The organism is Mycobacterium noviomagense, from assembly GCF_010731635.1.
GTDB classification, from domain to species: domain Bacteria; phylum Actinomycetota; class Actinomycetes; order Mycobacteriales; family Mycobacteriaceae; genus Mycobacterium; species Mycobacterium noviomagense.
Map to the genome: position 1 here is coordinate 2,231,458 of NZ_AP022583.1, position 12,938 is coordinate 2,244,395.

Annotated in this window: 10 protein-coding genes and 1 pseudogene; 6 read left to right on the forward strand and 5 right to left on the reverse strand. The window is 66.0% G+C overall.

All coding sequences use genetic code 11. The features are described 5' to 3' along the window. Positions 1-73 precede the first annotated feature (73 nt). Positions 74-2,599, reverse strand: coding sequence for an ATP-binding cassette domain-containing protein (locus G6N15_RS10245; protein ID WP_083089978.1), 2,526 nt, complete (start codon positions 2,597-2,599; stop codon positions 74-76). 269 nt (positions 2,600-2,868) lie between these two features. Between G6N15_RS10245 and G6N15_RS10250 the strand changes: the two genes are divergently transcribed. Continuing rightward, on the forward strand, positions 2,869-3,525 hold the full coding sequence (locus tag G6N15_RS10250) for a L,D-transpeptidase family protein (RefSeq protein WP_083089984.1): 657 nt from the start codon (positions 2,869-2,871) through the stop codon (positions 3,523-3,525). Here the strand turns inward: G6N15_RS10250 and G6N15_RS10255 are convergent, their stop codons facing one another. Then, positions 3,526-3,999 carry a nuclear transport factor 2 family protein gene (locus G6N15_RS10255; protein ID WP_083089977.1) on the reverse strand — a complete coding sequence of 158 codons (474 nt, stop codon included), beginning with the start codon at positions 3,997-3,999 and terminating at the stop codon, positions 3,526-3,528. Further along, positions 3,999-4,625 (reverse strand): TetR/AcrR family transcriptional regulator, encoded by a 627-nt coding sequence (locus G6N15_RS10260; protein WP_083089976.1) that lies wholly within the window; start codon positions 4,623-4,625, stop codon positions 3,999-4,001. The genes G6N15_RS10255 and G6N15_RS10260 overlap by 1 nt, the downstream gene beginning before the upstream one ends. Positions 4,626-4,663: 38 nt before the next feature. Here G6N15_RS10260 and G6N15_RS10265 point away from each other — a divergent pair, with 38 nt between their 5' ends. From G6N15_RS10265 to G6N15_RS10275, 3 genes are all read left to right on the forward strand, one after another. Continuing rightward, positions 4,664-5,893 carry a hypothetical protein gene (locus G6N15_RS10265; protein ID WP_083089975.1) on the forward strand — a complete coding sequence of 410 codons (1,230 nt, stop codon included), beginning with the start codon at positions 4,664-4,666 and terminating at the stop codon, positions 5,891-5,893. A 155-nt stretch (positions 5,894-6,048) separates the two neighbouring features. Beyond that, complete coding sequence (locus G6N15_RS23520; RefSeq protein WP_083089974.1) at positions 6,049-8,004, forward strand: Hsp70 family protein; 1,956 nt, start codon at positions 6,049-6,051, stop codon at positions 8,002-8,004. A 256-nt stretch (positions 8,005-8,260) separates the two neighbouring features. Beyond that, positions 8,261-9,706 carry a DUF7159 family protein gene (locus G6N15_RS10275; protein WP_163748021.1) on the forward strand — a complete coding sequence of 482 codons (1,446 nt, stop codon included), beginning with the start codon at positions 8,261-8,263 and terminating at the stop codon, positions 9,704-9,706. Between the two features lie 18 nt (positions 9,707-9,724). On the opposite strand, the gene G6N15_RS10280 is transcribed toward G6N15_RS10275, so the two are convergent. Next, the gene (locus G6N15_RS10280; RefSeq protein ID WP_179961799.1) at positions 9,725-10,192 is read right to left on the reverse strand and encodes a hypothetical protein; all 468 of its coding nucleotides are present in this window, start codon (positions 10,190-10,192) and stop codon (positions 9,725-9,727) included. Positions 10,193-10,392: 200 nt separating this feature from the next. Here G6N15_RS10280 and G6N15_RS10285 point away from each other — a divergent pair, with 200 nt between their 5' ends. Further along, the gene (locus G6N15_RS10285; RefSeq protein WP_083089783.1) at positions 10,393-10,782 is read left to right on the forward strand and encodes a hypothetical protein; all 390 of its coding nucleotides are present in this window, start codon (positions 10,393-10,395) and stop codon (positions 10,780-10,782) included. Positions 10,783-10,823: 41 nt separating this feature from the next. Here the strand turns inward: G6N15_RS10285 and G6N15_RS10290 are convergent. Then, a pseudogene (locus G6N15_RS10290) lies at positions 10,824-11,611 on the reverse strand (adenylate/guanylate cyclase domain-containing protein); the annotation flags it as partial. 345 nt (positions 11,612-11,956) lie between these two features. On the opposite strand from G6N15_RS10290, the gene G6N15_RS10295 reads away from it, so the two are divergent. Further along, entirely contained in the window at positions 11,957-12,784 is an 828-nt protein-coding gene (locus G6N15_RS10295; protein WP_275998628.1) for a glycoside hydrolase family 16 protein, read from the forward strand. Positions 12,785-12,938: the final 154 nt, after the last annotated feature.

A 12,938-nucleotide genomic window follows, 5' to 3' on the forward strand; every position in this document is an offset into this window, starting at 1 on the left:
ACCCCTTCCGAAGCTGCAGTAACGCTACTCCGGGTTGCCACCCCGTCAATTCACCCCAACCGCCGCCAGCGGCTTAGCGAGCATGGCCGCGCGCCGGCAGGCGGAGCCTGAAGCGGACAAACACAGTTGCCACCAGTCCCAGTGCCGCCAGCATCCCCATATCCAAAAGCCAATAGCGCGGCGCATGCAGCCACAGCCGGTCGGCTGGCACGTCCACCTCTATGTGGCGCAGGTCCACCGTCGATGCCGACGCCGCTAAACCCCACCTCGCGGGCAGCAGCCACGACGCCTGCGACAGCCCGATCCGGCCGGTCACCGGGATCAACCCGCCGGCCAACACCATTGACACCATGATCGCCACGACCAGCATGGGCAGAATCTGTTCGGTGGAGCGCGCCAGCGACGACAACGCCAGCCCCACCATGGCCGACGTGATGGCGGTGGCCGCCAGTGTCGCGTACAGCTCGGCGACACCGTTGCCCAACAACACTGCGCCTCGGGTCGGGGCGCCCCTCCCGACAACCAAAATCGTTGTCAGGATCGCGGTTTGGATCAACGCCGCAAGGCTGTAGATCAGCACCTTGGCCAGCAGATAAGCCGACGCCGAAAGGCCCACGGCCTGTTCGCGTTTGAAGATCATGCGTTCACCGACCAGGTCGCGAATGGTCAACGCGGTTCCCATGAACACCGCCGCGACGTTGAGCAGGATCAGGATGTCGCTGGGCTCATTGGGTTGGGCTCCACGGGGATTGGCCACCCCCAGACCGGTGTTCCCCGGAACTGCCAGCAACAGCGCGCCGAGAACGAACGGCAACACGGCCAGGAACGCGAAATAGCCGCGGTCGGCCCTGATGAGCCGCATCTGACGGCGTGCGATCGTCGACACCTGCCGCCATAGGCTGGTATGCGGCGGAGTGCCCAGCGGCACTGCGCCCTCGGTCGTCGACGGCTGGCGCGGGGCAGCGGGATGCCGCGCCATAAATGCTCGGTGCACACCGTCGGGGTCGGTGCTGACGCGGGCGAAGATGTCGGCCCAGTCGGTGGTTCCCATTGCCGGACCGATCTGCTGGGGCGGGTCGGCGAAGGCGGTCTTGCCGCCGGGTGCCAGCAGCAGGATCTGGTCGCACATGTTCACGTAGGTCAGCGAATGGGTGACCACGATAACCACCCGACCGGCGTCGGCCAGCCGGCGCAGCATCGTCATCACCTGCCGGTCCAGCGCCGGGTCCAGGCCCGAGGTCGGTTCGTCGAGGATCAGCAGCGACGGACCGGTCAACAGCTCCATGGCCACCGACGCACGCTTGCGCTGACCGCCGGAAAGCTTGTCCACGCGTGTCTTTCGGTGCGGCGTCAGCTCCAGCTCGTCGAGCACCCGGGCGACGACCTGACGACGGTCAGCAGCCGAGGTGTCCGGAGGCAGCCGCAGTTCCGCGGCGTAGTTCAGCGCCTGCTCAACGGTCAATTGGCGGTGCACGACGTCGTCTTGGGGCACCATCCCGATGCGGGAGCGCATCGACGCGTATTCGGCGTGCACGTCGTGCCCGTCGAAGCTGACCACTCCGGCGCTCGGCGCCGTCGTGCCGCCAATCAGCTTGACCAAGGTCGATTTACCCGCACCGGATGGTCCGATGACCGCCGTGAGCGTCCCGGGCCGCGCGGTGAACGACACATCGGTCAACAGCGTGTGTCCGTCGATGCTCAAGCCCAGCCCGTGGGCGGTGAGTCCGCTGGTGCGCGCATGCGCGGTGCGCGGTACCAGCGTGTTGCCCACCGCCACGAGGTCGGTGTTGCCGATGGTGACGACGTCGCCCTCCCGCAGCACTGCGCTCCGGATGCGGGCGCCGTTGACGAACGTGCCGTTGCTGCTGTTGTTGTCGCGGATCTCGATACCGGCCGGGGTGGGAACGAGCATCGCGTGCACGCGCGATGCCAGCGCGTCGTCGACCACGACGTCGTTGTTTGTGAAGCGGCCGACAGTCTTCGACCCGCGCGGCGCGGAGCCGGTGCGCGGCGGCAGCAACAAGCGCATCGTGTCGCCGATGCGTTCGCGGCGACTCGGCTGCGGGCGGCCCGGTCGCGGCGGCGGTGGGATCCGCACACGCGGCGGTGAAATCGGCGGCGGGGTAAGCCGGGTCTTGTTGGCGCTGTCGGTCCGGCTTCGGCTGCTCGGCATGCGTTCCAGCGTTGGGGGATTGCGCGGCTCGAATGACGCAGCCGATGTCGCGGCGCGAAAGGTCAGCTGCGGCCCACGCGGGCTGCCGAGCGTGATTCGCCGGCGGTTGCCGATCGGCACCATCGGGGCGCGCACACCGTCGACGAAAACCCCGTTCTGGCTTTTGTCGACCACGACCCACTGCGCGCCGTCGAATCGCAGTATCGCGTGCATGCGCGATATCAGGCCAAGCTCGGCGCGGTCGCCGTCGTGCAGACAGATGTCACAGTCGCGGTCGCGGCCCACTGTGACGTCACGGTCGGTGGGAAACGTGTACATCGCCGATCCGAGCCAGACGGTCAGCGGTGATTTCTCTTCGGTTACTACGCCTAGCCGGGTGGTTTGTTCTTCGTGAGACGGCGTGGTGCCGCGGTTTGTTGGTGTCATCGACGCTCTCTGATCACCCCGGGGGACGGGTTGGACATTCGGTGCGGCCACTCAGTTGGCCGGGCGGCAAACGACCGTGAGATCGCCCTGTTCGTGAAAACTCAACGAGTCCAAGTCTTCTCGCCGCCCGACGAGGACATCGCAACCCGATCATATAGGCGCATCCGCCGATGCGCCGATGGCTGTTGCCGGCTCGAGCGCGGTCGGTGACCCAATCGAGTCTGAATCTTTACTTGACCCTGCGAATCTGGCGCGTCGATCATGAAACGGTGCGCCGACTAGTGGGCCTGCTTTGCGCTGCCCTGTGCGCGGCCGGGTTCATGCTGGCGGTCGCGCCGTTGAGCGCTGCGGTGGTCAACCCCTGGTTCGCGCGATCCGTCGGCAATGCCACCCAAGTGATTTCGGTTGTCGGAGTGGGTGGTTCGAACGCCAAGATGGACGTCTATCAGCGCGGTTCCACTGGCTGGCAGCCGATCGCGGCGGGCATACCCACCCACATCGGGTCGGCCGGTCTGGCGCCGCAGGCCAAGAGCGGATATCCGGCCACCCCGATGGGGGTCTTCACCTTGCCTTATGCCTTCGGCACCGCGCCGAATCCCGGTGGCGGGCTGAAGTATGTCCAAGTCGGCCCCGACCACTGGTGGAGCGGCGACGACCACAGCCCCACCTTCAACACCATGCAGGTCTGTCGAAAAGACCAGTGCGCATTCGACACCTCCGCAAGCGAAAACCTCGACATCCCGCAGTACAAACACGCCGTGGTAATGGGAGTCAACACCGCTCGCGTCCCGGGAAACGGCGCGGCGTTTTTCTTCCACACCACCGATGGCGGGCCGACCGAGGGATGCGTCGCCATCGACGACGACAGGCTGGTGCAGATCATCCGTTGGCTGCAACCTGGTGCGCTGATGGCGATCGGACAGTAGTCAGGCGAGCGCGCGGCCGGGTTTGACCTTGAAATCCAAGCCGGCCAACGACATTGTCGCCTCATAGGTCCGGTCATAGCCGGTGGAGCTGATCTTCCAGCCGTCAGTGGTACGCCGGTAGCGGTCGTGGTAGAACGCCGCACCGATCAGCATGAAATTGAACTCGGGCACGATGACGCGGTCTTGCAGGTACCAGGTAGCCGATGCCTCGTCACCGCTCACTGTGATCTCCGGATGGGTCACCCGGTGTTCGGTGATGATTGCGGGGCCCAGCGCGGAGCGCATGTAGTCGACCAGGTCGGTGCGGTTGGTGAAGTGCAGTTCCTCGCCCACCGACGACCCGTAGTCGCCGGTGACGTCCTCGGTCAGGGTATCGGCGAAGTCGTCCCAGTGCTTGGTGTCCAGTGCCCGCAGGTAGCGGTACTTGACCTGTTGGATCTCGGCGATGTCGGTGCTGACGTCGTGACGGCTCATCAGGTCATTGGAGCACAACGCTGCACGTAGTGGGTGACCATATCGATCAGCGCTCGCCGCTCCCGCTGCCAGTCGATCGGCATACCCGTGAGCATCTGAGCCAGCACCACGCCGCGGAGAGTCGCCCAAATCACCTCGGCCACACCGTCATTGGCTGGATCGTCGGAGACCAACGTGCCCAGCCGGTTGATCGCCGAGTTCATCTCGAGCAAATGCCGCCGCGAGGACTCACCAAGCCCGCCGCGGGTGGCCCGCAAGATTTCGAACGCCGCCATCGACGTGGGGCTGCTGTAACACGCCCAGGCGGTGTCGACGACGACCTCGATGCGCTGCCGCAGCGCCAACTCGCCGACTTCGGCCGACGAGAGGCTGTCGAGCAGTTTGGCCACCCCCTCGTCGACGACAGCCATCAGCAGGCCGTTGCGGTCGCCGAAGTGGTATTGGATGACGCCCCACGTCACACCCGCACGCTCGGCGACGTGCTTGGCGGTGGCGGCTTCGAACCCTTCCTCGATGATGCAGCGGACCGTCTCATCAATGATCTTGGCGCGCGTTTCGTCCCCGCGTTTGCGCGGCGCGGAGGTACGCCGAGTGGGCGAGACGGCCCGTCTTGCAGTAACAGTCATCGTTGACTTTATAACATAGTCGAGTCTATTTTTGCACTGTGAGCCAATCCCGGTACGCACAACTGTCGCGTGAGCAACTGGCCGTGTTGGTCCCAGAGCTGTTGCTGATCGGGCACATGATTGACCGCTCCGGGATGGCCTGGTGCATCAAGGAGTTCGGCCACGACGAGATGCTGCAGATCGCCATCGAGGAGTGGGCCGGCGCCAGCCCTGTCTATACCAAACGCATGCAGCGTGCGCTGAACTACGAGGGCGACGACGTGCCCACGATCTTCAAAGGGCTACAGCTCGACATCGGCGCGCCGCCGCAGTTCATGGACTTCCGCTACACCGTGCACGACCGCTGGCACGGCGAGTTCCACCTCGACCACTGCGGCGCGCTGCTCGACGTCGAGCCCATGGGCGACGGGTACGTGTTCGGCATGTGCCACACCATCGAGGACCCGACCTTCGACGCCACCGCGGTGGCAACCAACCCGCGAGCACAGATGCGGCCCATCCACCGACCGCCCCGGGTGCCTTCAGACCGGCATCCGCACTGCGCGTGGACGGTCATCATCGACGAGTCCTATCCGCCGGCCGAGAGCATCCCGGCCCTCGACGTCGTACGTCGAACTCGCGCTGCCACATGGGAACTCGACGCCATCGATCGCGCCGATGAAGGCCAAGCCGACTACTGCGGCCCGCTGGTATCCGACCTCGACTTCGGCGCATTCTCTCATTCGGCGCTGGTGCGCATGGCCGACGAAGTGTGTTTGCAGATGCACTTGCTCTATCTGTCGTTCGCGATCGCGGTGCGGGCACGCGCCGGAGCCGACGCCGACCTGGCCACCTCCGTGTGCACCCGGCAGCTGACCGGCGTGGCCGGGCTTGGCGCCGAACGGATTCAGCGTGCGTTGTCACTGCCCGGTGGGATCGGCGGTGTCTTAGCGGTTCTCGAACTGCATCCGCTGCTCAATCCCGCCGGCTACGTTATGGCCGAAATCGCCGGCGATCGGCTGGTGGTGCAGCGATCACCGGCTCACGACGACGGTGCCTGGATCTCGCTCTGCACGCCACAATCCGCGCAGCCGCTGCAGGCGATCGCCACGGCAGTTGACCCCCATATTCAAGTTCGCGTCACCGGGACCAGCAGCGACTGGAGCGTACAGTTCGTCGAAACAGACATCACGGCCGACGAATTGCCTGAGGTGTCGATTGCCAAGGTCAGCCGGGGATCGACATTCCAATTCCAGCCGAGGCGATCGCTGCCACTGACCGTGGTGTGAGACCGACGTAATCTGTCAAGACGACGGCGGTATCACTTCGGTGACGCAACCGCATCGACCGCATACCAATGGGGTTGTGCCCGATTCGAAAAAGTGCGCGTCGTGGCTATGGTTGACGCTGGCCACCGACCGCTATCGACGAAAGTATTCGCTCTATGTACGACCCGTTGGGGTTGTCGATCGGGACCACCAACCTAGTTGCGGTGCGTAACGGCAGTCCGACCGTCACCCGCCGCGCTGTGTTGACCCTCTACCCACACCGCTCACCGGAACTCGGCGTGCCCCTGGATGATTCGGATTCGGCCGAGCCTGGCATTCGGATGACCGGCTTTGTCGAAAGGGTCGGTGACTCCAACGCCGTAGTGTCCGCTACTGGTTCGGCTCACGACCCGGCACTGTTGCTGGTCGAGGCGCTCGACGCGATGATCGCAGCCACAGGAGCCGACGCCTCGACGTCCAAGATTGCGATCGCGGCACCCGCGCACTGGGAACTCCAAGCGCTTCGCGCGTTGCAGGAAGCGCTGAGTACCCACGCGGGTTTCGCCAGAATCGGAATGCCGCCGCGACTCGTTTCCGATGCTGTCACCGCGTTGACGGCGTTGAACAGTCAAGCACGCCTGCCAGCAGACGGCGTGGTGGCCCTGTTCGACTTTGGCGCCAGCGGCACCAGCATCACGCTGGCCGATGCGGCTTCTGGCTTCGCGCCTATCGCGAAAACGCTGCGCTATCGCGACTTCTCCGGCGAAGCGGTTGACCAGGCCTTGATGATGCACGCGTTGGACGGCATCGGCCACATCGGCCAGTCCGATCCCGCCAGCACTGCGGCGGTCGGAGACTTGGCCCAGCTGCTTGAGAAGTGCCGGCAGGCCAAGGAACGCTTGTCGACCGAGGAAGCGACCGAACTCGCCACCGAGCTTCCGGGACAAAGCGGCCGAATCCGGATTACCCGAGCCGATCTGGACCGCCTGGTCGAAGATCGCCTCAGCGGTGTGTTGCGCGCATTCGAGGATATGTTGACCCGCAACAAGATAGGCCGCAAGGATCTTGCTGCGGTGGCGGTGGCCGGCGGTATGGCGAGAATACCCTTGGTTGCCCAACGCCTTTCATCTCACGCCAATTCGCCTGTAGTCACGGCTGTGCAACCTGAGCTCGCAGCTGCTGTCGGTGCGATGATGCTCGCGGGGCAACCGCCGGTCGAGGCGCAGGCCGAGGACGAGATCGAAGCACCGACGGCGATGGCGGCGATGGCCGGCGCCTCCACCGGCAGCTTGACTGCGTCGACGGGCGGCTTCACTGCTCCGACAGGGGCTTTCGGCGCAGCAGACGGCGCGGTTGGCACGCTAGATGACGATTTCGGATTGTCTACCGGCGGCTTCGGCGCAATCAACGGCGATGTGCCTCTCGGTGATGACGCGACGCCTCGCCAGTTGGCCTGGTCGGAGGCCGACGACAGCGGCAAGGAACCGTTGCCGTTTACCGGTTCGTTCTACAGCTCTTATGCCGACCCCTTTGATGACGGGGCCCGCGCCGCCCCGTCTCAACTCCTGCCGACGATTGAGCCGCCCGCTGAGCGGAAACGGCGGCGGTACCGTCTGCCGCAGTTGGCTATCGGGCTCGCTGCCCTGACGTCGATGATCGCGATCGGCGGGGTGGCGTACTCGCTGACAAGCGCCACCGAGCACCACGCGCCTCCGGCGCGGCAGAGCACAAAGCCTCTCGCTCCGCCGCCGCCACTCAGCTCCCCGCCGCCGTCGCCGAGTCCGGCGGCACCGCCGCCCAGCGTGGCACCCGCGCCGAGCAGCGTTGCCCCGCCGCCACCGCCTCCTCCGTCGTCTGTGGAACCGCCGCCACCGCCGCCTCCTCCGGTCACCACGACGGATCGGCCGTCGCCGACGACCACGGCGCAGCAGACGACAACCACAACGACCACCACCACCACCACGACCACGACACCGCCGCCGAGCACGACGACCACCACAACCACCAGCACGACGGTGCCGATGACAACGGAGTACTTGACGCTTCCGCTGGTGCCGGTCCCGATACCGATTCAGGTTCCGCAGCAGAACCAGCCCCAGAACCCGTATGTGAATCCGGGCGGCGGTTACTGACAGCAAACGCTGCGTCACCCCGACCGGGGGGACCCAGCTACCCAGGGCAACGCCTCCCGTCCGGCAACGGCGAACAACGGTCGGCGTCGAAAACTAGCGGTAGGGTTGAAGTACCACGGTCGGCGAGGCCCGTAGCTGCTGGTGCCGTAGTCCGGGTGTAACGCCGCAGACAGGTGCGGCGACGAAGTTTGAAGATGGCGGCCGGCGCGGTGCACTCCTCCGCCAGACCGTGGCAGCAAAGTACTTTGGAGGAGTTGTGGACATCGTACTTGGGGTGTCGATGGCACCTACGACGGTCCGCATGGTGCTGATCGAGGGACAGAACGCGGACGGCGTCACCGTCGAAGAAGACAGCTTCGATGTGGCTGGCAACGGCGACTCGGCAACCTCAGCTGCGATCGGCGCGATCTTGGGCACGCGGGAAGCCGCGGTGGAGGCCGGCTATCAACTGATGTCGACCGGCGTGACGTGGACCGACCCTGGCGATGCCCCGGCGCTGCGTGACGCACTGGCTGCCCAGCAAATCCAAAACGTCATGCTGGTCGCCCCGCTACTGGCCGCTGCGGCACTCGCGCAGACCGTGGGCAGCGCACTGGCCTACCGGCATATCGCCCTGCTGTACATGGAACCCAACAGCGCCACCTTGGCCGTGGTCGACTGCGCCGACGGCTCGATCGTCGACTTGCACCGACGGCTGGTGAACAACGTGTGGGACGACGGCGATACGGCCGCGCTGTCGGCCGATGCGGCGGAGTTGACCTCGATGGTGTCTGGGCTGGAGTCGTGGGGATCCCGCCCAGACGGGGTGTTCATCGTCGGCTGCGGCGTTGACGTCGTCCCCATCAAGCCGCGAGTCGAGGAGGCCACCACCCTCCCGGTAACCGCGCCCGAAGAGCCGGACATGGCGTTGGCCCGGGGCGCGGCGCTGGCTTCGGCGAACGCGCCGCTGTTTGCCTCATCGACCGCTGCTCTGGCCTACGCCCAAGACCCCGGCACCGGTGAGGTGGACCGGTACGCGGTTGCGCCGACCTACCTCGACGTTTCCGGACACGCCGGCCTCAGCAGCGCGGCGCTGGCCTATAGCGCTCTGCCCGAGGACGACGGGGAGCCCGGTCAGCGGCCACGTCGACCAATCTTGCTGGTCGGCAGCGCGCTGGCGGCGGTGCTTTTGATCGGGGTTGTGGCGCTGATCGTTTCGCTGGTGGCCGATGTGCGCCCGACGGTCGGTCAGCGACCCAACCCCGGCGGAAATGTCGTCCTTCCCACCGAGCAGGCACCCGCGCCGCCACACGCGCAACCGCCTGCGCCGGCCGCTTCATCCCCGCCACCGGCAGCGCCGCCGCCCGCCGCGTCACCCGAGCCGGCGGCACCACCACCCCCCGCGACGGCTGCCCCCGCGCCGCCACCGGAAACGATCCCCGAGCCGGCGCCAGTGGTGGCCCCCAACCCAGCGCCGGTGCAGCGGGCACCGACCCGGCAAGCGCCGGCCTACCAGCCGCCTGCCGCACCGGCACCGCAGCCAGCTCCAGAGGCACCGCCTCCAGCGCCGGCCGCGCCGCCCCCACCGCCGCCTGCTGCACCACCTCCGCCGCCTCCGGCGCCGGCGATGCCGCCGATGACGGCGTATTTACATCTGCCGTTCGTTACGGTGCCGATTCCGATCAACCCGCCTCCGCCGCCGGCACCGCCGCCGGGACCGTAACGCGCGGCGCCGATACCGTTAGCTCGCGCGCGGGTTGTCGGTTGGCCCGGTGTGCGGGCTGTCGGTCGGCGCGGTGCGGGGGGCGTCCGTCGGGCCGACTTCACCAGGTTGCTGCTGTGCTTCCTCGGGGTGCGCCGTGGCGCGCGGGTCGAGGCTGTCGGCGTGTGCGCGCTGCTCATCGAGTTGCTCGCGCGCACCCGTGGCATTCGAGCGATGAGTTTCCGCGCGTTGTTGCAACCGCGCTGCTTCGGCGGCCTTGGCTTCGGCTTCGGCCTGCGCGGCGCGTGCCTTGGCGGCGGTCTCATCGGCAAGTGCTTCGCGACGCTGTACGTGCACCGACTCCTGGTCGACTCGCTGGCGGATCTGCTCGGCCTGAACTCGCCGACGATGTTCGCCGCGCCTGCGCACACCCCAGACGAGGACAGCAATGATCAGCAGGGCCGCGACTACCGCGATGACGATCCCGACAATGGTGCTGGCAGCCATGTCGAACTCCTTTGTTAGACAGCAACCCAACAGCGGGGCTTCCCGCGCTGGTCACCCGCCAAACCTGCGACGCCGGCGCGTCTGGAACGGTCCCGGTCGCGGGCTGTCGGCAACGCCTCCCAGCAAAACCGACGGGACGTGGCGAAACGTCCTTCCGGCGCGCACACTGAGGTGTGACCGGCGCGAGCCAGGAGGGTGTGATGAGCGACTACGGTGCCTTCGGTTTCGACCCCGAGGACTTCGATCGAGTGATCCGCGAGGCAAGCGAGGGCCTCCGCGACGTCCTCGAGCGGGTTGGCAGGTTCATCACCACTCCCGGCGAGCGGGCGGGCTGGTCTGCGTTTTTCGACGATTTCGGGCGACGTGGGCGACCTGAACCGGAAACCACCGGCGAGACCGGCGACGGCGTCTGGGTGATCTACACCGTGGGAGAGGACGGCGGCGCCCACATCGAAGAGGTGTACGCGACTGAACTCCATGCCCTGCGCGCAAACAAGAACAACACCGACCCGGCGCGCAAGGTCCGGTTCCTCCCATACGGCATTGCGGTCAGCGTGCTCGACGACGACGACCGCGAAGAGACTGCCTAGCGGTCGGCGCAGGCGCGCCGAGAACAACGTGGCTCAGATTTTCAGCACGGTCGGGAGACGGCCACCCGGGTTGGTTCGTCGCGCCCTCGTAGCACGACCTCGCTGTCAACGCGCCCGCAGACGCGCTCCGATTGGCTCGCGCAGTCAAGGGCGTCAGCAGACGCGAGGACTCGCCCGGGACGCGATTTCGCCAACTCGCACAATCGCGCTGCCTCATTGACGGGTCGCCGATAACGGTGTATTCGAACCGGTGCTTGGTGCCGACGTTGTCCGCAACCACTTGGCCGGCGCTCACTCCGATCCCAGCCGGGCAGTCGGGTACTTCCTCGCAGACGAGATCCGCTATCGAGCGTGCGCCTGACAACGCGGCGTCCCCGGGCTGCTCGAGTTGAAGCGACGCACCGAACACGGCCAGCGCAGCATCGCCCTCGAATTTGTTCACCAGGCCGTGGTGGCGATCCACTTCTTCGACGATGACGGCGAAGAACCGATTCAACAGTTCGATCGCCTCGATCGGCGCCGCACGGGCCACCAACTGGTCGAGCCGACGATGTCGACGAAAAGCACCGCAACATAACGCTCTTCGCCGCCCAGTTGAATCTGTTGCTGTTCTGCAGCTTGGGCGACCTCGCGTCCGACATGGCGGCCGAATAGGTCTCGTAGGCGCTCACGTTCGCGCAGCCCGCCCACCATCGCGTTGAATCCGCGCTGCAATTCACCCAATTCGGTGCCGTCGAACGCGACCAGCCTGCAGCCGAGATCCAACCTCTTCTACGTTTTTGAGTGCCGCTCGCACACCACGCACCGGCGTGGCCCTTAGCCACGCCAGTCTGCAACCTCATCCACCCCACGACTGGGTTAACTGAACGGCTGATCGCCTCTAGCGACGACTACGGAGGATTACCCATTCGAACCGCCACGCATACAGCACCGGCAGCGACAAATACCCTGCTGAGCCCGCGCACGTCCAGCTATATGGATGGTGCGTCGCAGCGCAGAAAACGCAGTCGCTGAGGTTGCGACAGTGCCGCGATGAGGTAACCCTCCAACTGTGGCTGGGCCGTTGACCTGCGGCGACGGGCTTGACCTGCGGCGCGGCGCCGGGTCCTGCTGCGCAATCCCTGCAGCACATGGTTTCATTCGAGCTGTGGCTGAGTTGAATCGTCGCAGTCTGATGCTGATGACGGGTATCGGTGTGCTGGCTGCCGCGATGCCCGCTCCACCAGCTGCGGCTTCCGTGTCCGGACGGGACGCGCCGCTGGATCGGCTGCCGCCGCCCGCCGCGCCGCCCGGTAACGCGGCCAGCGGAAACTATCTTTTCCACGATGAATTCGACGGCCCGGCCGGCTCGGCCCCCGACCCGTCGAAGTGGACCGTGGCTCGGGCCCGGGAGCCGATGAAAGACCCGACATTTTGGGAGAGGCCGGAAAATGTCGGGCAATACCGTGACGATCGCCAAAACGTGTTCCTCGACGGCAAATCCAATCTTGTCCTGCGCGCCGCAAAAGACGGCCCCACCTACTACAGCGGCAAAGTCCAGAGCCCATGGCGCGGCGGCATCGGCCACACTTGGGAAGCCCGGATAAAACTCAACTGTCTGACCGCCGGTTGCTGGCCGGCTTTCTGGTTAGGCAACGACGATCGCGGCGAAATCGACATCCTCGAGTGGTACGGCAACGGCAACTGGCCGTCGGCGACCACCGTCCATACGAAAGCGAACGGCTCGCAATGGGCGACTCACAACATCGCGGTGGACAGCGGCTGGCACAATTGGCGATGCCAGTGGGACGACGCCGGTATCCGCTTCTGGCAGGACTATGTTGACGGCGCCCAGCCATACTTCACGGTTCCGGCGAACTCCATCGCGGATTGGCCGTTCAATGATCCTGGCTACCAGGCATTCCCGGTGCTGAACCTGGCGGTTGCCGGTTCCGGTGGCGGCGATCCGCGGCCGGGTACCTATCCGGCGGACATGCTCATTGATTGGGTGCGTGTCTGGTGAACACCAGTGTGTTAGTCCGAGATCTCGACACCGTGCGGGCCAGGCACGTCGTCGGATTGCGTCGCGCGGCTGGTGCTTCGCATGGTTTCATTCGAGCGCCGTTCGCGAACGTTGCGCCTACAGCGATTTGCGCCTTGTCTGATTCCCAGCCTGT